At 64.3% G+C, this 19859-nt stretch carries 15 protein-coding genes; 12 read left to right on the plus strand and 3 right to left on the minus strand.

From position 1 onward, the window contains the following. The 6 genes from GYA95_RS02830 (at position 1) to GYA95_RS02855 (ending at position 7428) form a co-directional block, all read left to right on the plus strand. Positions 1 to 297, plus strand: a complete 297-nt coding sequence (locus tag GYA95_RS02830; RefSeq protein WP_003252644.1) for a BolA family protein — start codon at positions 1 to 3, stop codon at positions 295 to 297. Positions 298 to 523: 226 nt separating this feature from the next. After that, complete coding sequence (trhO, locus tag GYA95_RS02835) at positions 524 to 1456, plus strand: oxygen-dependent tRNA uridine(34) hydroxylase TrhO (protein WP_013971443.1); 933 nt, start codon at positions 524 to 526, stop codon at positions 1454 to 1456. Positions 1457 to 1459: 3 nt separating this feature from the next. Then, positions 1460 to 2092, plus strand: a complete 633-nt coding sequence (locus GYA95_RS02840; RefSeq protein ID WP_015269296.1) for a DsbA family protein — start codon at positions 1460 to 1462, stop codon at positions 2090 to 2092. Then, positions 2085 to 3917, plus strand: a complete 1833-nt coding sequence (locus GYA95_RS02845; protein WP_015269297.1) for an ABC transporter ATP-binding protein — start codon at positions 2085 to 2087, stop codon at positions 3915 to 3917. The genes GYA95_RS02840 and GYA95_RS02845 overlap by 8 nt, the downstream gene beginning before the upstream one ends. Positions 3918 to 4155: 238 nt before the next feature. After that, positions 4156 to 6612 carry an EAL domain-containing protein gene (locus tag GYA95_RS02850; RefSeq protein WP_161551234.1) on the plus strand — a complete coding sequence of 819 codons (2457 nt, stop codon included), beginning with the start codon at positions 4156 to 4158 and terminating at the stop codon, positions 6610 to 6612. Positions 6613 to 6642: 30 nt separating this feature from the next. Further along, positions 6643 to 7428 carry a TenA family transcriptional regulator gene (locus tag GYA95_RS02855; protein WP_015269299.1) on the plus strand — a complete coding sequence of 262 codons (786 nt, stop codon included), beginning with the start codon at positions 6643 to 6645 and terminating at the stop codon, positions 7426 to 7428. Positions 7429 to 7549: 121 nt separating this feature from the next. On the opposite strand, the gene GYA95_RS02860 is transcribed toward GYA95_RS02855, so the two are convergent. From GYA95_RS02860 to ubiG, 3 genes are all read right to left on the minus strand, one after another. Continuing rightward, positions 7550 to 8290 carry a YciK family oxidoreductase gene (locus GYA95_RS02860; RefSeq protein WP_015269300.1) on the minus strand — a complete coding sequence of 247 codons (741 nt, stop codon included), beginning with the start codon at positions 8288 to 8290 and terminating at the stop codon, positions 7550 to 7552. 92 nt (positions 8291 to 8382) lie between these two features. Then, positions 8383 to 9054, minus strand: a complete 672-nt coding sequence (gene mupP, locus GYA95_RS02865) for an N-acetylmuramic acid 6-phosphate phosphatase MupP (protein WP_015269301.1) — start codon at positions 9052 to 9054, stop codon at positions 8383 to 8385. 2 nt (positions 9055 to 9056) lie between these two features. Beyond that, a complete protein-coding gene (gene ubiG, locus GYA95_RS02870) occupies positions 9057 to 9755 on the minus strand; it encodes a bifunctional 2-polyprenyl-6-hydroxyphenol methylase/3-demethylubiquinol 3-O-methyltransferase UbiG (RefSeq protein ID WP_003260863.1) in 699 nt (232 codons plus the stop codon). A gap of 111 nt (positions 9756 to 9866) precedes the next feature. Between ubiG and mtnA the strand changes: the two genes are divergently transcribed. The 6 genes from mtnA (at position 9867) to cmk (ending at position 19816) form a co-directional block, all read left to right on the plus strand. Continuing rightward, complete coding sequence (gene mtnA, locus GYA95_RS02875) at positions 9867 to 10943, plus strand: S-methyl-5-thioribose-1-phosphate isomerase (RefSeq protein WP_015269302.1); 1077 nt, start codon at positions 9867 to 9869, stop codon at positions 10941 to 10943. A 558-nt stretch (positions 10944 to 11501) separates the two neighbouring features. After that, on the plus strand, positions 11502 to 14267 hold the full coding sequence (gene gyrA / locus GYA95_RS02880; RefSeq protein ID WP_054572795.1) for a DNA gyrase subunit A: 2766 nt from the start codon (positions 11502 to 11504) through the stop codon (positions 14265 to 14267). Between the two features lie 267 nt (positions 14268 to 14534). Continuing rightward, a complete protein-coding gene (gene serC / locus GYA95_RS02885; protein ID WP_015269304.1) occupies positions 14535 to 15620 on the plus strand; it encodes a 3-phosphoserine/phosphohydroxythreonine transaminase in 1086 nt (361 codons plus the stop codon). Continuing rightward, complete coding sequence (pheA, locus tag GYA95_RS02890; protein ID WP_013971453.1) at positions 15620 to 16714, plus strand: prephenate dehydratase; 1095 nt, start codon at positions 15620 to 15622, stop codon at positions 16712 to 16714. Before serC ends, pheA begins: the two co-directional genes overlap by 1 nt. Positions 16715 to 16892: 178 nt before the next feature. Continuing rightward, entirely contained in the window at positions 16893 to 19133 is a 2241-nt protein-coding gene (locus tag GYA95_RS02895; protein WP_015269305.1) for a bifunctional prephenate dehydrogenase/3-phosphoshikimate 1-carboxyvinyltransferase, read from the plus strand. Then, positions 19130 to 19816 carry a (d)CMP kinase gene (gene cmk / locus GYA95_RS02900; protein ID WP_015269306.1) on the plus strand — a complete coding sequence of 229 codons (687 nt, stop codon included), beginning with the start codon at positions 19130 to 19132 and terminating at the stop codon, positions 19814 to 19816. The genes GYA95_RS02895 and cmk overlap by 4 nt, the downstream gene beginning before the upstream one ends. The last annotated feature ends 43 nt before the right edge of the window (positions 19817 to 19859 follow it).

Raw genomic sequence — 19859 nt, forward strand, 5'->3', positions numbered from 1 at the left:
ATGACCATGCAACAGCGTATCGAACAGCAGTTGGCCGCCCTGGCGCCGCAACACCTGCAAGTGCTCAATGAAAGCCACATGCACAGTCGTGGTCAGGAGACCCACTACAAGGCAGTGATCGTCAGCGAGCAGTTTGCCGGGTTGAACAGCGTCAAGCGCCACCAGAAGGTGTACGCCACCATGGGTGAGCTGATGGGCGAGATCCATGCCCTGGCCATCCACACCTACACCGCCGAAGAGTGGGCCAAGGTCGGCGTTGCACCGGCCTCGCCGGTGTGCGCGGGCGGCGGGCACTGAAACCTTGCTGTTGTTCTGGTAGAATCCTGCAAAATCCGGGGGCCGCTTTGCGGCCCATTCGCGGCACAAGGCCGCTCCTACAGGGATAGCGCAGCCCGTCGGCTGGTGCATTCCCCAGTAGGAGCGGCCTTGTGCCGCGAATGGGGCGCAAAGCGCCCCCGCTTTTTTGTCACACTGTCAAACCCGGTCCGCCCCTTACGAGGGCAACCACTGGAGATCCTGCTTCATGTCCCAACCCATCGTCGTCGCGGCGCTGTACAAGTTCGTCACCCTGGAAGACTACGTCGAGCTACGCGAGCCGCTGCTCAAGACCATGCTCGACAACAACGTCAAGGGCACCCTGCTGCTGGCCCACGAGGGCATCAACGGCACCGTTTCTGCCACTCGCGAAGGCATCGACGGCCTGCTGGCCTGGCTGCGCAACGACCCACGCCTGGCCGATGTCGATCACAAGGAATCGTACTGCGACGAACAGCCGTTCTACCGCACCAAGGTCAAGCTCAAGAAAGAGATCGTAACCCTCGGCGTACCGGGCGTGGACCCGAACCAGGCGGTCGGCACCTACGTCGAGCCCAAGGACTGGAACGCGCTGATCAGCGACCCGGAAGTGCTGCTGATCGACACCCGCAACGACTACGAAGTGGCCATCGGCACCTTCAAGGGCGCCATCGACCCGAAGACCGAAACCTTCCGCGAGTTCCCCGACTACATCAAGGCCAACTTCGACCCCAGCAAGCACAAGAAGGTTGCCATGTTCTGTACCGGCGGTATCCGTTGCGAAAAAGCCTCCAGCTACATGCTCGGTGAAGGCTTCGAGGAGGTCTATCATCTTAAGGGCGGCATCCTGAAATACTTCGAGGAAGTGCCTCAGGAAGAAAGCCTGTGGGACGGCGACTGCTTCGTTTTCGACAACCGCGTCACGGTGCGCCATGACCTGAGCGAAGGTGAGTACGACCAGTGCCACGCCTGCCGTCACCCGATCAACGCAGAGGAGCGCGCGTCCGAGCACTATTCGCCAGGGGTCAGCTGCCCGCACTGCTGGGACACCCTGAGCGAGAAGACCCGGCGTAGCGCCATCGACCGGCAGAAGCAGATCGAGCTGGCCAAGGCCCGCAACCTGCCGCACCCGATCGGTTACAACTACAAAGCCGAGGCTTGATGCATGTCTGCACGCCTGATCTATGTGATGGACCCGATGTGCTCCTGGTGCTGGGGTTTCGCACCCGTGGCCGCGGCCCTGATCGCCCAGGCGCGTGACGCAGGCGTGCCCACCCGCCTGGTGCCAGGCGGGCTGCGTACCGGCGGCAGTGCCCTGGACAGCTCTACCCGCAAGTACATCCTTGAACACTGGCAGGCGGTGGCCGACGCCACCGGCCAGCCGTTCCGCTTCGAGGGGGCCATGCCCGACGGCTTCGTCTACGACACCGAGCCGGCCTGCCGTGCCCTGGTCACCGCCCGCGAGCTGGACGCCGAACGCGTCTGGCCGCTGCTGGCGCTGATCCAGCGTTCGTTCTACGAGCAGGGAGTGGACGTCACCATTGCACCGCATCTGGTCGACCTGGCCGAACAGGCAGGCTTCGACCGCACCGTGTTCGCCGAGGCCTTCGCCTGTGCCGACACCCGCGCCGCCACTGCAGCCGATTTCAGCTGGGCCCAGGACCTGGGCATCGCCGGTTTCCCGACCTTGCTGGCCGAACGCAATGGCCAACTGGCCCTGCTGACCAACGGCTATCAGCCGCTGGAGCGCCTGCAACCCTTGCTCGGCCGCTGGCTGCAGCAGGCCGCCTGTGCTTGATGTGCCTGGGTCACCCGACCCGGTACCGGGCAAACCTCACACTGTGGCCGATAGATTGAGCTGGGCGGAAATCCGCCGCCTGGCCCTGCATCACAAGAAAAACCTCTGGTCCGCCAACCTAATCGCCGTATTGGCGGCCTGCTGCAGCGTGCCTATCCCGCTGCTGTTGCCGCTGCTGGTGGATGAAGTGCTGCTGGGCCATGGCGATGCCGCGTTGAAGTGGATGAACCACCTGCTGCCGTCCAGCTGGCAGGTGGCGGCGGGCTACATCGGCCTGATGTTGCTGCTGACCCTGTGCCTGCGCCTGGCCGCCCTGGCGTTCAACGTGATCCAGGCCAAGCTGTTCGCCGGCCTGGCCAAGGACATCGTCTACCGCCTACGCATTCGCCTGATCGAGCGGCTCAAGCGCATCTCGCTGAAGGAGTACGAAAGCCTGGGCAGCGGCACGGTGACCACCCACCTGGTCACCGACCTGGACACCCTCGACAAGTTCGTCGGCGAAACCCTGAGCCGCTTCCTGGTTGCCATGCTGACCCTTACCGGCACGGCGGCCATCCTGATCTGGATGCACTGGCAGCTGGCCATGCTGATATTGCTGTTCAACCCGCTGGTGATCTATTTCACCGTGCAGTTGGGCAAGCGCGTCAAGCACCTGAAAAAGCTCGAGAACGACAGCACCGCACGCTTTACCCAGGCGCTGGCGGAAACCCTCGACGCCATTCAGGAAATCCGCGCCGGTAACCGCCAGGGCTACTTCCTCGGTCGCCTTGGCCTGCGCGCCCGCGAAGTGCGGGACTACGCCGTGGACTCGCAGTGGAAAAGCGATGCCAGCGGCCGCGCCAGTGGCCTGCTGTTCCAGTTCGGCATCGATATCTTCCGCGCCGCGGCCATGCTCACCGTGCTGTTCTCCGACCTGTCGATCGGCCAGATGCTGGCGGTATTCAGCTACCTGTGGTTCATGATCGGCCCGGTGGAGCAACTGCTCAACCTGCAATACGCCTACTACGCCGCCGGCGGCGCATTGAGCCGCCTCAACGAGCTGCTGGCACGTGCCGACGAGCCGCAGTACCCGGCGGCCAGCAACCCGTTCGCCGGCCGCGAGACGGTAGGTATCGAAGTACGCGACCTGCGCTTTGCCTATGCCGACGAGCCGGTGCTCGAGCACCTCGACCTGTCCATCGCCCCGGGCGAGAAGGTGGCGATAGTCGGCGCCAGCGGTGGCGGCAAGAGCACCCTGGTGCAGCTGTTGCTGGGGCTTTACAGCGCCCAGGCCGGCACCATCCGCTTTGGCGGTGCCAGCCTGCAGGAAATCGGCCTGGAAACCCTGCGTGAAAACGTCGCGGTGGTGTTGCAGCACCCTTCGCTGTTCAACGACACCGTGCGCGCCAACCTGACCATGGGCCGTGACTGCAGCGACGAGGCCTGCTGGCAGGCACTGCGCATCGCCCAGCTGGACGCCACCATCGCCGCCTTGCCGCAGGGCCTGGACAGTGTGGTGGGGCGCTCCGGCGTGCGCTTGTCCGGTGGCCAGCGCCAGCGCCTGGCCATTGCCCGCATGGTGCTGGCCGAACCCAAGGTGGTGATCCTCGACGAAGCCACCTCGGCCCTGGATGCCGCCACCGAATACAACCTGCACCAGGCCCTGGCGCGCTTCCTCAGCGGCCGCACCACACTGATCATCGCCCACCGCCTGTCGGCGGTGAAACAGGCCGACCGGGTGCTGGTGTTCGACGGCGGGCATGTGGCCGAGGATGGCGACCACCAGCAGCTGATTGCCGAGGGTGGGTTGTATGCCAAGCTTTACGGGCACCTGCAGCAGAGCTGAATTTGTGGCTGCCTGTGCGGGCCCTATCGCCGGCAAGCCAGCTCCCACAGGATTACCACAGGCCTGAGCGTTGTGGGGTACCTGTGGGAGCTGGCTTGCCGGCGATAGGGCCGGGAAGGCCGTGCGAAAACCCCCGGGTTTCCTGTCATAAAAAACCCAACCGCGAGGATGGCAAATGGCCTACGCTGTGCTTTGTCTGGGTTGATTTGCGCCTTATCTGCTCTGTGACAGGGACTCCATGAAGGGACATCGCACTCTAGAAGCGCCAAAGTTGCTCGGCATCACCTGGCCCTTCATCGCCGTTGTGGTCTTCCAGGTAGCCTTGGGCAGCCTGAGCCTTTATACGCTCTCGGCCGTGCGTGCCTACGTCGCGGGCGAAAGCCTGTGGTCCAAGGCGCAGAAAGACGCCATCTACTACCTCAACCTGTACGCCGAAACCCGCGACGACAGCACCTATCAGCGCTATCGCCAGGCCATCACCGTGCCCCAGGGCGACCACCAACTGCGCGAAGTGATGGACCAGCCCAGCCCCGACCTGGATGCCGCACGCCAGGCCGTGCTGCAAGGCGGTAACCACCCCGACGATGTCGAGCGGATCATCTGGTTCTACCGTAACTTTCGTAACGTAAGCTACATGCAGACGGCCATCGACTACTGGGACATCGGCGACGACTACCTGGGCAAGCTGGATATGCTGGCCGTGGAAATGCGCAGCAGCTTCGCCGCTGGCTCGGTCGACGCCCGCACAATAAGCGACTGGAAGGCGCGCATCGTCACCATCAACGAAGGGGTAACCCCGGCCGCCAAGGCGTTCAGCGATGCCTTGGGCGAAGGCTCGCGCATGCTGCTGCGGGTGCTGCTTATCACCAACCTGCTGACCGCGATGTTCCTGATTGCCATTGCCTGGCGCCGCTCCAGCAAGCTGCTGGCCCAGCGTCAGGCCTTTGCCAGCGCCCTGCAAGAAGAAAAGGAGCGGGCGCAGATTACCCTGCAGGCCATTGGTGATGCGGTGATTACCACTGATGTGGAGGGCAGTATCGGCTACATGAACCCGGCCGCCGAACAACTGACCCACTGGCAGGCCGGCCAAGCCCAGGGCCTGCCGTTGTCGGCGCTGTTCAGCCTGGTGGACGAGCAGGCCGAGGAAGACGGCCGCAGCCTGGTCGAGCAGGTGCTCAGCGGCAGCCTCAAGGGTGGCGCCGAGCATGCCCGGCTGATCCAGCGCCTGGACGGCAGTACTGTGTCGGTCAACCTGGTCGGCTCGCCGATCGTCAATGACGGCCAGGTCAGCGGTATCGTGCTGGTGCTGCACGACATGACCCAGGAGCGCCAGTACATCGCCAACCTGTCCTGGCAGGCGACCCATGACGCCCTGACCGGCCTGGCCAACCGCCGCGAGTTCGAATACCGCCTGGAGCAGGCGCTCAATGACCTGGCGCGCCAGGCCGGGCGGCATTCGCTGATGTTCCTGGACCTCGACCAGTTCAAGCTGGTCAACGATACCTGCGGGCATGCCGCCGGCGACGAGCTTCTGCGGCACATCTGCGCCGTGCTGCAGTCCGGCCTGCGCGAGGGCGATACCCTGGCCCGGCTGGGTGGTGACGAATTCGGCGTGCTGCTGGAAAACTGCCCGCCCGACCAGGCCGAGCGCATTGCCGAGCAGCTGCGCCAGCTGGTGCAGAGCCTGCATTTCGTGTGGAAAGGGCGGCCGTTCGTCACCACCGTCAGTGTCGGCCTTGTGCACATGGCCCAGTCCCCCGGCACCCTCGAAACCCCGCTGCGCGCCGCCGACATGGCTTGCTACATGGCCAAGGAAAAGGGCCGCAACCGCGTGCAGGTGTACCATGCCGACGACAGCGAGCTGTCCATGCGCTTTGGTGAAATGGCCTGGATCCAGCGCTTGCACGTGGCCCTGGAAGAAAACCGCTTCTGCCTGTACGCCCAGGAAATCGCCCCGCTGAAAACCTTCGAAGGCCCCGGCCATATCGAGATCCTGCTGCGCCTGCACGACGAAAGCGGGCGTACCATCCTGCCCAGCAGTTTCATCCCGGCGGCCGAGCGCTACGGCCTGATGACCGCGCTGGACCGCTGGGTGGTGCGCAATGTGTTTCTGGTCATCCGCCAGTGCCTGGACGAAGGGCGCGAGGGGCCGCTGTCGATCTGCGCGATCAACCTGTCGGGGTCGAGCATTGGCGATGACAAGTTCCTCGAATACTTGCAACGCCTGTTCGTCGAATACGCCATTCCGCCACGGATGATCTGTTTCGAAATCACCGAAACCAGCGCCATAGCCAACCTTGGCAGCGCCATCCGTTTCATCAACGAGTTGAAGGGGCTGGGTTGTCGCTTCTCGCTCGACGATTTCTGCGCCGGCATGTCGTCGTTCGCCTATCTCAAGCATTTGCCCGTGGATTACCTGAAGATCGACGGGAGTTTCGTCAAGGACATGCTCGACGACCCGGTCAACCGGGCCATGGTCGAGGTCATCAACCACATCGGTCACGTAATGGGCAAGCGCACCATTGCCGAATTCGTCGAAACACCCTTGATCGAGCAGGCCTTGCAGGAAATTGGCGTGGATTATGCCCAGGGCTACCTCATCGAACGCCCTCAGGTGTTCACCTGTGACAGTCTGCAGCGCCAACGGATCGCCGCCCGGCCTCTGTTGCAGCGGGCACCTGGCACGTTTCGCTAGCTAGAAATCACAAGGATCAAGGAGCTGAAAGTGATTGACGCATTCGTTCGTATCGGGCCTTTGATGGATCCCGCCAGCTACCCCCAATGGGCCCAGCAACTGATTGAAGACTGCCGCGAGAGCAAGCGCCGGGTAGTCGAGCATGAGTTCTACGCGCGCCTGCGCGATGGCCAGTTGAAGCAATCGACCATTCGCCAGTACCTGATCGGTGGCTGGCCGGTGGTGGAGCAGTTCTCGCTGTACATGGCCCACAACCTGACCAAGACCCGCTATGGCCGGCACCAGGGCGAAGACATGGCGCGGCGCTGGCTGATGCGCAACATCCGTGTCGAGCTCAACCACGCCGACTATTGGGTGAACTGGTGCCAGGCGCATGGCGTGCACCTGCACGAGCTGCAGGCCCAGGAAGTGCCGCCTGAACTGAACGGCCTGAACGACTGGTGCTGGCGCGTGTGCGCCACCGAGAACCTGGCCATTTCCATGGCGGCGACCAACTACGCCATCGAAGGTGCGACCGGTGAATGGTCGGCGGTGGTGTGCTCCACCGACACCTATGCGCTGGGCTTCCCGGAGGACCAGCGCAAGCGGGCGATGAAGTGGCTGAAGATGCATGCCCAGTATGACGACGCGCACCCGTGGGAGGCGCTGGAGATCATCTGTACGCTGGCTGGCGAGAACCCGACCCTGGGGCTGCGCAATGAACTGCGCAAGGCGATTTGCAAGAGCTACGACTGCATGTACCTGTTCCTGGAACGGTGCATGCAGCTGGAAGGGCGCCAGCAAGGGCGCATGCGCCCGGTGTTGGCAGCGGGGTAGGCCCGGGGGCCGCCATGCGGCCCATCGCGACACAAGGCCGCTCCTACAGGGGATCGCATACCCATGTAGGAGCGGCCTTGTGCCGCGATGGGCTGCAAAGCAGCCCCGGCAATTCCAAGCCTTACTGGGCGTTGAACGCCTGCCCATTCACCCCTTTGCTGTCCGGCCCCATCAGGTACAGGTATACCGGCATGATCTCTTCCGGCAGCGGGTTGTTCTGCGGGTTTTCGCTAGGGTAGGCCTGTGCCCGCATCGCCGTGCGCGTGGCACCGGGGTTGATGCTGTTGGAGCGCACTGGTGCCACGCCTTCCAGTTCATCGGCCAGGGTTTGCATCAGGCCCTCGGTGGCGAACTTGGACACGCCATAGGCGCCCCAGTAGGCCCGGCCCTTGCGCCCGACGCTGCTGCTGGTGAACACCACCGAAGCGTCTTCCGACAGCTTCAGCAGCGGCAGCAGGGTGCTGGTGAGCATGAAGGTGGCATTGACGTTGATGTGCATCACGCGCATGAAGTTGTCACCCGACAGCTGCTCCAGCGGCGTACGCGGGCCGATGATCGAAGCGTTGTTCAGCAGGCCGTCGAGGCGGCCGAACTGGTCTTCGATCATTACCGCCAGTTCGTCGTACTGGTGGGGCAGGGCGGTTTCCAGATTGAACGGGATCACCACCGGTTGCGGGTGCCCGGCGGCTTCGATCTGGTCGTAGACCTCGTTGAGGTTGGCCTCGGTCTTGCCCAGCAGCAGCACGGTAGCGCCCAGCGCCGCGTAGGCCTTGGCGGCAGCGGCGCCGATGCCGCGGCCGGCACCGGTAACCAGGATGACCCGGCCTTGCAGCAGGTCGGGGCGGGCGGTGTAGTCGAACATGGTAGGTCCTTCGAGTTCGTTGGCGCGGCACAGCCCCTGTGGGAGCGGGTGAACCCGCTCCCACAGGGGCTGTGCCGCGGTCTAGACGGGGTTCAGCAGCCGCACAGCGCGCTGTCGATCACCTTGCGCAGTTCCAGCGGGTGGTCCACCACCACATCGGCGCCCCAGTTGTTGGGGTTGTCCTCTGGATGAATATAGCCGTAGCGCACCGCTGCCGTGCGAGTGCCGGCGTCGCGGCCAGACTCGATGTCGCGCAGGTCGTCGCCGACGAACAGTACGCTGGCCGGGTCCAGGCCGAGGGTCTTGCAGGCGAGGATCAGCGGCTCGGGGTCGGGCTTGCTGTTCTTGACGTGGTCCGGGCAGATGAGCAGCGCCGAACGCTCGGCCAGGCCCAGTTGCTGCATGATCGGCTCGGCGAAGCGCACCGGCTTGTTGGTGACCACACCCCACAGCAGGTTGCCTTTCTCGATGTCGGCCAACAGCTCGGCCATGCCGTCGAACAGCTTGCTGTGCACCGCGCAGTCACGCTGGTAGCGCTCGAGGAACTCAAGGCGCAGGGCTTCGAAGCCCTCGGCCTCCGGGCTGATGGCGAAGGTTGCGGCGACCATCGCCCGGGCGCCGCCGGAGATCACGTCGCGGATCAGCTTGTCATCGACGGCCGGCAGGCCGCGCTCGGCGAGCATGGCCTGGCAGATGGCGATGAAGTCCGGCGCCGTGTCGAGCAAGGTGCCGTCCATGTCGAAGAGTACTGCTCGCAAACTCATGTTTATTCCTCGCGCAGGGTCTGGACCATGTAGTTGACGTCGACGTCGCTGCTGAGCTTGTAGTGCTTGGTCAGTGGGTTGTAGGTCAGGCCGATGATGTCTTTCACCTGCAGGCCGGCAACGCGGCTCCAGGCGCCCAGCTCGGACGGGCGGATGAACTTCTTGAAGTCGTGGGTGCCGCGCGGCAGCATCTTCAGGATGTACTCGGCGCCGACGATGGCCAGCAGGTAGGCCTTGGGGTTGCGGTTGATGGTGGAGAAGAACACCTGGCCGCCAGGCTTGACCATGCGGTAGCAGGCGCGGATGACCGAAGACGGGTCGGGCACGTGCTCGAGCATTTCCAGGCAGGTGACCACGTCGAACTGTTCGGGCATTTCCTCGGCCAGGGCTTCGGCGGTGATCTGCCGGTATTCCACCTGCACGCCCGACTCCAGCTGGTGCAGCTGGGCCACCGCCAGTGGCGCCTCGCCCATGTCGATGCCGGTGACCGTGGCGCCGCGCAGGGCCATCGCCTCGCTGAGGATGCCGCCGCCGCAACCCACGTCCAGCACCTTCTTGCCGGCGAGGCTGACGCGCTCGTCGATCCAGTTGACGCGCAGCGGGTTGATTTCGTGCAGCGGCTTGAACTCGCTTTCGCGGTCCCACCAGCGGTGGGCCAGCGCTTCGAACTTGGCGATTTCGGCGCGGTCGACGTTGCTCATTAGAACAGTCCTCTGAAACTTCGCAAAATTGCGCCGGAGTATACCCGAGCGCTCGGCCCCGAGGGTCGCTATAATCGCCGGCTTTTGATATCCGAACGACGGGGAGAGGCGATGCGCGAGCGACTTTTGGCGGCGGAGAAGGTGACCGGGATCCGCTGGCAGGGCGGCGTCCTGCACCTGCTCGACCAGCGCCTGCTGCCGTCGGAAGAGTGCTGGCTGGCCTGCGACAATGTCGCGCAGGTAGCAGCGGCGATCCGCGACATGGCCGTGCGCGGCGCCTCGGCCATCGGCATTGCCGCGGCCTATGGCCTGGTGCTGGCCCTGGAAGAGCGGCTGGCCGAGGGCGGCGACTGGGAAATGGACCTGGAGGAAGACTTCCTTGTCCTGGCTGAAGCGCGCCCTACCGCCGCCAACCTGTTCTGGGCGCTGAACCGCATGCGTGAGCGCCTGCAGCGCCTGCGTCCGGAGGAAGACGTGCTGGCTGCACTGGAGGCCGAGGCGGTGGCCATCCACGAGAGCGATCGCGAGGCCAACCTGACCATGGCCCAGCACGGTATCGAGCTGATCCGCCGCCACCAGGGCAACGCCCAGATCCTGCTCACCTATGGCAACGCCGGTGCTCTGGCCTGTGGTGGTTTCGGTACCGCGCTGGGGGTGATCCGTGCCGGTTACCTGGAGGGCATGGTCGAGCGTGTATACGCCGGCGAGACCCGCCCCTGGCTGCATGGTTCGCGCCTGACTGCCTGGGAGCTGGCCAACGAAGGCATCCCGGTGACCCTGTGCGCCGACTCGGCGCTTGCCCACCTGATGAAAAGCAAGGGCATCACCTGGGTGGTGGTGGGCGCGGACTGCATCGCCGCCAACGGCGACGTGGCCAGCAAGATCGGCACCTACCAGCTGGCGGTCAGCGCCATGCACCACGGCGTACGTTTCATGGTGGTGGCGCCGAGCACCAGCATCGACCTGAACCTGGCCACGGGCGAGGACATCCCGCTGGAAGAGCGCGCTGCCGACGAGTTGCTGGACATTGGCGGCACCCGCGTGGCGCCGGATGTCGAGGTGTTCAACCCGGTATTCGACGTGACCCCTGCCGACCTGATCGACGTGATCGTGACCGAGCGCGGCATCGTCGAGCGGCCGGATGCCACCAAGCTGGCGCAATTGATCTGCCGCAAGCGGCTGCACTGAGGGTGTAAGGCGGTAGAGATGTGGCGCCTGTGAGATCGAGCGCCGCCCGCGCGGCGCTTCGCGGGGCAAGTCGGATCGCCGCACCGCCGCTCCCACATTTGTTTCAACGTGGCCATGCCTGTGGGAGAGGCGTTGTCAGCCTAGGTGCATGGCTTGAGACAGGTGATGCGGCAGCAATGCCAACTCAGAAATCCAGCCAGCCCACCAAGGCTGGCAACCATGACCTGTCAGGTTCGGTACGTTGCAACAAATGTGGGAGCGGCGGTGCGGCGATCCGACTTGCCCCGCGAAGCGCCGCGCGGGCGGCGCTCGATCTCCCAGGCACCACAAATTTCACGGCAGGCACCCTTGTGCCACATCTCCCCACCGCTCCTGCCTTTGTGATAACATCCGGCAGTTTCCAAGACCGCCCACCACGGCGGCCTTCATTGCGCAGATCCATGGCACAACTCATTGATTTGTCGTAAGTCGTCGCACCCTTATGCGCTGCGGCGGCGAGCTTCGTTCGGCCCTTGATGGAGCTGCGAAGTTTCACCAGAAAAAGGAATCAGGCTTCTCATGGGCGAACTGGCCAAAGAAATCCTCCCGGTCAATATCGAAGACGAACTGAGACAGTCTTACCTCGACTACGCGATGAGCGTGATTGTCGGGCGAGCGCTGCCCGATGCGCGTGACGGCTTGAAGCCCGTGCATCGTCGCGTTCTCTATGCGATGAGCGAACTGGGCAACGACTGGAACAAGCCGTACAAGAAATCCGCCCGTGTGGTCGGTGACGTGATCGGTAAGTACCACCCGCACGGCGACACCGCGGTCTACGACACCATCGTGCGTATGGCCCAGCCGTTCTCGCTGCGCTACCTGCTGGTCGACGGCCAGGGCAACTTCGGTTCGGTGGACGGCGACAACGCCGCAGCCATGCGATACACCGAAGTGCGCATGGCCAAGCTGGCCCACGAGCTGCTGGCCGACCTGCACAAGGAAACCGTCGACTGGGTGCCCAACTACGACGGCACCGAGCAGATCCCGGCGGTCATGCCGACCCGTATTCCCAACCTGCTGGTCAACGGTTCCAGCGGTATTGCTGTGGGCATGGCGACCAACATCCCGCCGCACAACCTCGGCGAGGTCATCGATGGCTGCCTGGCACTCATCGACAACCCCGAAGTCACCATCGATGAGCTGATGCAGCACATCCCTGGCCCGGACTTCCCGACTGCCGGCCTGATCAACGGCCGCCAGGGCATCATCGAGGCCTATCGTACCGGCCGTGGTCGCATCTACATGCGCGCCCGCTCCGAGATCGAAGACATCGACAAGGTCGGTGGCCGCCAGCAGATCGTGGTTACCGAGCTGCCGTACCAGCTGAACAAGGCTCGCCTGATCGAGAAGATCGCCGAGCTGGTCAAAGAGAAGAAGATCGAAGGCATCACCGAGCTGCGCGACGAGTCCGACAAGGACGGCATGCGCATCGTCATCGAGCTGCGTCGCGGCGAGGTGCCGGAGGTGGTGCTCAACAACCTCTACCAGCAAACCCAGCTGCAGAGCGTATTCGGCATCAACGTGGTGGCCCTGGTCGACGGGCGTCCGCGCCTGCTCAACCTCAAGGACCTGCTCGAAGCGTTCGTGCGTCACCGTCGTGAAGTGGTGACCCGTCGTACCGTGTTCGAGCTGCGCAAGGCCCGCGAACGCGGCCATATCCTTGAAGGCCAGGCGGTCGCGCTGTCCAACATCGACCCGGTCATCGCCCTGATCAAGGCCTCGCCGACCCCGTCCGAAGCCAAGGAAGCCCTGGTCTCCACTGCCTGGGAATCCAGTGCCGTGCAGGTCATGGTCGAGCGCGCCGGCGCCGATTCCTGCCGCCCCGAGGACCTGCCGGAGCAGTACGGCCTGCGTGAAGGCAAGTACTACCTGTCGCCGGAACAGGCCCAGGCCATTCTCGACCTGCGCCTGCACCGCCTGACCGGCCTGGAGCACGAGAAGCTGCTGGCCGAGTATCAGGAAATCCTCGAGCAGATCGGCGAACTGATCCGCATCCTCAGCAGCGCCGAGCGCCTGATGGAAGTGATCCGCGAAGAGCTGGAAGCCATCCGCGCCGAATATGGCGATGCCCGTCGTACCGAAATCCTCGATGCGCGCCACGACCTCAACTACGGCGACATGATCCCGGAAGAAGAGCGTGTGGTGACCATCTCCCACGGCGGCTACGCCAAGACCCAGCCGCTGTCCGCCTACCAGGCCCAGCGCCGTGGCGGCAAAGGCAAGTCGGCTACCGGGGTGAAGGACGAGGACTACGTCGAGCACCTGCTGGTTGCCAACAGCCATGCCACCCTGCTGCTGTTCTCCAGCAAGGGCAAGGTGTACTGGCTGAAGACCTACGACATCCCTGAAGCGTCCCGCGCCGCCCGAGGCCGCCCGCTGGTCAACCTGTTGCCGCTGGAGGAAGGTGAGCGCATCACCGCCATGCTGCAGATCGACCTCGAGGCCCTGCAGCAGAACGCTGACGCCGACGAAGAGCTGGAGGACGCGGAAGACACCGTGCTCGAAGGCGAAGTGGTCGAGGCCGAGGAAGTGGACGAGGAAGACGGCGACACCCCAGAGTGGGTGGCCGAGCCGACCGGCGCCTACATCTTCATGGCCACCGCTTCGGGTACCGTGAAGAAGACCCCGCTGGTGCAGTTCGCCCGTCCGCGCTCCAACGGCCTGATCGCCCTGAAGCTGAAGGAAGGTGACACCCTGATCGCCGCGGCCATCACCGATGGTGCCAAGGAGGTCATGATGTTCTCCGACGCCGGCAAGGTGATCCGCTTCGCTGAAAGCGTGGTGCGCGAGATGGGCCGTAACGCCCGTGGCGTGCGCGGCATGAAGCTGGGCAAGGGCCAGCAGATCATTTCCATGCTGATCCCGGAATCCGGCGCGCAGATCCTCACCGCCTCCGAGCGTGGCTTCGGCAAGCGCACTCCGCTGTCCAAGTTCCCGCGTCGCGGCCGTGGTGGCCAGGGTGTGATCGCCATGGGCACCAAGGGGCGCAACGGTCTGCTGATCGGTGCCATCCAGGTGCAGGAAGGTGAGGAGATCATGCTGATCTCCGACCAGGGCACGCTGGTGCGTACCCGCGTTGGCGAGGTGTCCAGCCTGGGCCGCAACACTCAGGGCGTGACCTTGATCAAGCTGGCTGCCGACGAGACACTGGTGGGCCTGGAGCGTATCCAGGAGCCTTCCGAGGACGAACTCGATGATGGGATCGAGGCGGACGAAGAGGGTGTCGAGGCCGAAGTGCCAGACAACGAAGAAGCTGCTGGTGCCGAAGAGGCCCCGCAGGAGTAAGCAAGCGTAAAACCCGAACGGGGCGACCAAGGTCGCCCCGTTTGACTGATTACAGCAGGCAATGGCAGGCCCTGAAGGGGCAGGCTGTTTTTGTAGGAGCAGCCTTGTGCTGCGAATGGGACGCGAAGCGGCCCCGGGATTTCAGCGTCAACGCATGGATAGCCGGGGCCGCTACGCGTCCCATTCGCAGCACAAGGCTGCTCCTACAAGAGCGATGCGAGGCCTGCAAGAAACGAATTTGTACCATTTGGCAGAGCGAGAGTGGATGTGAGCAAACGAGCCTTTAACTTCTGCGCAGGCCCTGCCGCGCTTCCTGACGCTGTTCTGCAGCGCGCCCAGGCCGAGATGCTGGATTGGCGTGGCAAGGGCTTGTCGGTGATGGAAATGAGCCATCGTAGCGACGATTACGTGGCCATCGCCGAAAAGGCCGAGCAGGACCTGCGTGACCTGCTGTCCGTCCCCTCCAACTACAAGGTGCTGTTCCTGCAGGGCGGCGCCAGCCAGCAGTTCGCCGAAATCCCGCTGAACCTGCTGCCGGAAAACGGCACCGCCGACTACATCGAGACCGGCATCTGGTCGAAAAAGGCCATCGAGGAAGGGCGCCGCTTCGGCAACGTCAACGTCGCCGCCAGCGCCAAGCCTTACGACTACCTGGCCATTCCGGGCCAGAACGAGTGGAAGCTGACCAAGAACGCTGCCTACGTGCACTATGCGTCCAACGAGACCATTGGTGGCCTGCAGTTCGACTGGGTGCCGGAAACCGGTGACGTGCCACTGGTGGTCGACATGTCGTCCGACATCCTCTCGCGCCCGATCGATGTGTCGCAGTACGGCCTGATCTACGCCGGCGCGCAGAAGAACATCGGCCCGAGCGGCCTGGTAGTGGTGATCGTGCGCGAAGACCTGCTGGGCCGCGCCCGCAGCAGCTGCCCGACCATGCTCGACTACAAGGTATCGGCCGACAACGGCTCGATGTACAACACCCCGGCCACTTACTCCTGGTACCTCTCGGGCCTGGTGTTCGAGTGGCTGAAAGAGCAGGGTGGTGTCGATGCCATGGAACAGCGCAACCGCGCCAAGAAAGACCGCCTGTACGGCTTCATCGACAGCAGCGAGTTCTACACCAACCCGATCAGCCACAACGCCCGTTCGTGGATGAACGTGCCGTTCCGCCTGGCTGACGAGCGCCTGGACAAGGCCTTCCTCGCCGGCGCCGATGCCCGTGGCCTGCTCAACCTCAAGGGCCACCGTTCGGTAGGCGGCATGCGCGCCTCCATCTACAACGCCCTGGGCCTTGAAGCGGTCGAAGCTCTGGTGGCCTACATGGCCGAATTCGAGAAGGAGCACGGCTGATGTCCGAGCACGAACTGAAGGCGTTGCGCGTTCGCATCGACAGCCTCGACGAGAAGATCCTCGAGCTGATCAGCGAGCGCGCCCGGTGCGCCCAGGAAGTGGCCAAGGTCAAGACCGCCTCGCTGGCGGAAGGCGAAAAACCGGTGTTTTACCGCCCCGAGCGTGAAGCCGCCGTGCTCAAGCGCGTGATGGAGCGCAACAAGGGGCCGCTGGACAACGAAGAGATGGCGCGGCTGTTCCGCGAAATCATGTCGTCGTGCCTGGCCCTGGAAGAGCCGCTGAAAATCGCCTACCTCGGCCCTGAAGGCACCTTCACCCAGGCTGCGGCCATGAAGCACTTCGGCCACGCGGTGATCAGCCGGCCGATGGCGGCCATCGACGAAGTGTTCCGCGAAGTGGCGGCCGGTGCCGTCAACTTCGGCGTGGTGCCGGTGGAAAACTCCACCGAAGGCGCGGTCAGCCACACCCTGGACAGCTTCCTCGAGCACGACATGGTGATTTGCGGCGAGGTCGAGCTGCGCATCCACCACCACCTGCTGGTGGGCGAGAACACCAAGACCGACAGCATCACCCGCATCTACTCCCACGCCCAGTCGTTGGCCCAGTGCCGCAAGTGGCTGGACGCGCACTACCCGAACGTGGAGCGCGTGGCCGTGTCGAGCAATGCCGAGGCCGCCAAGCGGGTCAAGGGCGAGTGGAATTCGGCGGCGATCGCCGGCGACATGGCGGCCAACCTGTACGGTTTGACCCGCCTGGCCGAGAAGATCGAAGACCGCCCGGACAACTCCACGCGCTTCCTGATGATCGGTAACCAGGAAGTGCCGCCGACCGGCGACGACAAGACCTCGATCATCGTTTCGATGAGCAACAAGCCGGGTGCCTTGCACGAGCTGCTGGTACCGTTCCACCAGAACGGCATCGACCTGACTCGCATCGAGACCCGCCCGTCGCGTAGCGGCAAGTGGACCTACGTGTTCTTCATCGACTTCGTCGGTCACCACCGCGACCCGCTGATCAAGGCGGTGCTCGAGCAGATCAGCCAGGAGGCTGTGGCGCTGAAGGTGCTGGGTTCGTATCCGAAGGCGGTGCTTTGATTTGAGATGGTTGGGGCCGCTGCGCGGCCCATCGCGACACGAGGCCGCTCCTACAGGTATTGTGCAGGCCTCGAAACTGTACTGGCCCCTGTAGGAGCGGCCTTGTGTCGCGATGGGCTGCAAGGCAGCCCCAATGGCCCTCACAGGCTGTCTAGATTTCTGAACAGGGTTCGCACCAGTGGTAAAAGCAGTAACAACCAAAGCCGCGCCAATCATCAACCGCCTGGTCGTGGTCGGCCTCGGCCTGATCGGTGGCTCGTTCGCCAAGGGCCTGCGTGAAAGCGGCCTGTGCCGCGAAGTGGTCGGTGTCGACCTGGACGCCCCCTCCCGCAAGCAGGCCGTGGCCCTGGGCGTGGTCGATCGCTGCGAAGAAGACCTTGCCGCCGCCTGTGTCGGTGCCGATGTCATCCAGTTGGCCGTGCCGATCCTGGCCATGGAAAAAGTCCTGGCCCGCCTGGCCAAGCTCGACCTTGGCGCTGCCGTCATCACCGACGTCGGCAGCGCCAAGGGCAACGTCGTGCGTGAGGCGCGGGCCGTCTTTGGGGAGCGCTTGCCGCGCTTCGTCCCCGGCCACCCCATCGCCGGCTCCGAGCAGAGCGGGGTAGAGGCCTCCAATGCTGCCCTGTTCCGCCGACACAAGGTCATCCTCACGCCGCTGGCCGAAACCGACCCGGCCGCCCTGGCCCTGGTCGACCGCTTGTGGCGCGCGCTGGACGCCGATGTGGAGCACATGTCGGTCGAACGCCACGACGAAGTGCTTGCCGCCACCAGCCACCTGCCGCATCTGCTGGCCTTCGGCCTGGTCGATTCACTGGCCAAGCGCAATGAAAACCTCGAAATCTTCCGGTACGCTGCGGGAGGCTTCCGCGATTTCACGAGAATCGCTGGCAGCGACCCGACCATGTGGCACGACATCTTTCTCGCCAACCGCGACGCTGTCCTGCGCACGCTTGATACATATCGCAGCGATCTCGACGCCTTGCGCGACGCGATCGCTGAAGGGGACGGGCACCAGCTGCTGGGTGTATTCACCCGCGCACGCGTTGCCCGCGAGCATTTCAGTAAAATCCTGGCCCGCCGGGCCTATGTGGACGCTATGAACGCCAACGATCTGATTTTCCTGGCCCAACCGGGTGGCCGCCTGTCCGGGCGAATCCGCGTACCGGGCGACAAGTCGATTTCCCACCGCTCGATCATGCTCGGCTCGCTGGCCGAAGGCACCACCGAGGTCGAAGGCTTCCTCGAAGGTGAGGACGCGCTGGCGACCCTGCAGGCATTCCGTGACATGGGTGTGGTCATCGAAGGCCCGAACCACGGTCGCGTGACCATTCACGGTGTCGGCCTGCACGGCCTCAAGCCACCACCCGGGCCGCTGTATGTGGGCAACTCGGGTACCTCGATGCGCCTGCTTTCGGGCCTGCTGGCCGGCCAGCCGTTCGACGTGACCATGACCGGCGACGCTTCGCTGTCCAAGCGCCCGATGAACCGCGTGGCCAACCCGCTGCGCGAAATGGGTGCCGTGGTCGAGACTGGCCCTGAAGGCCGCCCGCCGCTGACCATCCGTGGCGGCCACAAGCTCAAGGCGCTGACCTACACGCTGCCGATGGCCAGTGCCCAGGTCAAATCCTGCCTGCTGCTGGCCGGCCTGTACGCCGAAGGCAAGACCACCGTCACCGAGCCTGCACCAACCCGTGACCACACCGAGCGCATGCTGCGCGGCTTTGGCTACAGCGTCGAAAGCAACGGCCCGGTGGCCTCGCTGCAGTCCGGCGGCAAGCTCACTGCTACCCGTATCGAAGTGCCGGCCGACATCTCCTCGGCGGCGTTCTTCCTGGTAGCAGCGTCCATCGCCGAAGGCTCCGAGCTGGTGCTGGAGCACGTTGGCATCAACCCGACCCGTACCGGCGTGATCGACATCCTGCGCCTGATGGGCGGCGACATCACCCTGGAAAACCAGCGTGAAGTCGGCGGCGAACCGGTGGCCGACCTGCGTGTGCGCGGCGCCAAGCTGAAGGGTATCGACATCCCTGAAGAGCTGGTGCCACTGGCCATCGACGAGTTCCCGGTGCTGTTCGTCGCCGCTGCCTGCGCCGAAGGGCGTACCGTGCTGCGTGGTGCCGAAGAGTTGCGGGTGAAGGAATCCGACCGTATCCAGGTCATGGCCGACGGCCTGATCACCCTGGGCATCAAGTGCGAGCCGACCCCGGACGGCATCATCATCGACGGCGGCCAGTTGGGTGGCGGCGAAGTGCATGGCCACGGTGACCACCGTATCGCCATGGCCTTCAGCGTTGCCTCGCTGCGCGCCAGCGCACCGATCCGCATCCACGATTGCGCCAACGTCGCCACCTCGTTCCCCAACTTCCTGGCGCTGTGCGCCGAAGTGGGCATCCGCGTGGCGGAAGAGGGCAAGTCGTGAGTGCCCTGGCGCCAGTCATCACCATTGACGGGCCAAGCGGTTCGGGCAAGGGTACGGTCGCCGGGCTGCTGGCCCGCGAGCTGGGCTGGAAGTTGCTGGACTCTGGCGCGCTGTACCGTCTGCTGGCGTTCAACGCCAGCAACCACGGCGTCGACCTGACCAACGAAGAGTTGCTGACCAAGCTTGCCGCCCATCTGGATGTGCAGTTCATCGCCGCCGAGCCCGGTAAGCTGCAACAGATCATCCTCGAGGGCGAGGACGTCAGCAACGTCATCCGCACCGAAACCGTCGGCGCCGGTGCCTCGATGGTTGCTTCGCTGCCGGCCGTGCGCGATGCGCTGCTGGTGCGCCAGCGCGAATTCCGCGAGGCGCCGGGCCTGATCGCCGACGGCCGCGACATGGGCACCGTGGTGTTCCCGGACGCGCCGTTGAAAGTCTTCCTCACCGCCAGCGCGGAGGAGCGGGCGCGTCGCCGCTACCTGCAGTTGAAGGGCAAGGGTGAAGATGTTAGTCTGTCGAGTCTGCTGGATGAGATTCGTGCGCGTGATGAGCGCGACACCCAACGTGCAGTGGCCCCGCTGAAGCCAGCGGTCGATGCCATTCAGTTGGACTCTACCGAGTTGTCCATCGAGCAGGTGTTGCAACATATCAGGAGCGAGATCGCACTGCGCGACCTTCTCTGATAGCCAGGAAAGCAGGCAGGGGCACCAGTCAACGTCCTGCCGG

The sequence above is a fragment of the Pseudomonas asiatica genome, assembly GCF_009932335.1.
Classification (GTDB): domain Bacteria; phylum Pseudomonadota; class Gammaproteobacteria; order Pseudomonadales; family Pseudomonadaceae; genus Aquipseudomonas; species Aquipseudomonas asiatica.

Coding starts and splice junctions, on each gene's coding strand:
- mupP (WP_015269301.1), bottom strand. CDS start 9,054: ATGAGTTTGCGAGCAGTACTCTTCGACATGGACGGCACCTTGCTCGAC.
- trhO (WP_013971443.1), top strand. CDS start 524: ATGTCCCAACCCATCGTCGTCGCGGCGCTGTACAAGTTCGTCACCCTG.
- pheA (WP_013971453.1), top strand. CDS start 15,620: ATGTCCGAGCACGAACTGAAGGCGTTGCGCGTTCGCATCGACAGCCTC.
- GYA95_RS02850 (WP_161551234.1), top strand. CDS start 4,156: ATGAAGGGACATCGCACTCTAGAAGCGCCAAAGTTGCTCGGCATCACC.
- GYA95_RS02860 (WP_015269300.1), bottom strand. CDS start 8,290: ATGTTCGACTACACCGCCCGCCCCGACCTGCTGCAAGGCCGGGTCATC.
- gyrA (WP_054572795.1), top strand. CDS start 11,502: ATGGGCGAACTGGCCAAAGAAATCCTCCCGGTCAATATCGAAGACGAA.
- GYA95_RS02830 (WP_003252644.1), top strand. CDS start 1: ATGACCATGCAACAGCGTATCGAACAGCAGTTGGCCGCCCTGGCGCCG.
- mtnA (WP_015269302.1), top strand. CDS start 9,867: ATGCGCGAGCGACTTTTGGCGGCGGAGAAGGTGACCGGGATCCGCTGG.
- ubiG (WP_003260863.1), bottom strand. CDS start 9,755: ATGAGCAACGTCGACCGCGCCGAAATCGCCAAGTTCGAAGCGCTGGCC.
- GYA95_RS02840 (WP_015269296.1), top strand. CDS start 1,460: ATGTCTGCACGCCTGATCTATGTGATGGACCCGATGTGCTCCTGGTGC.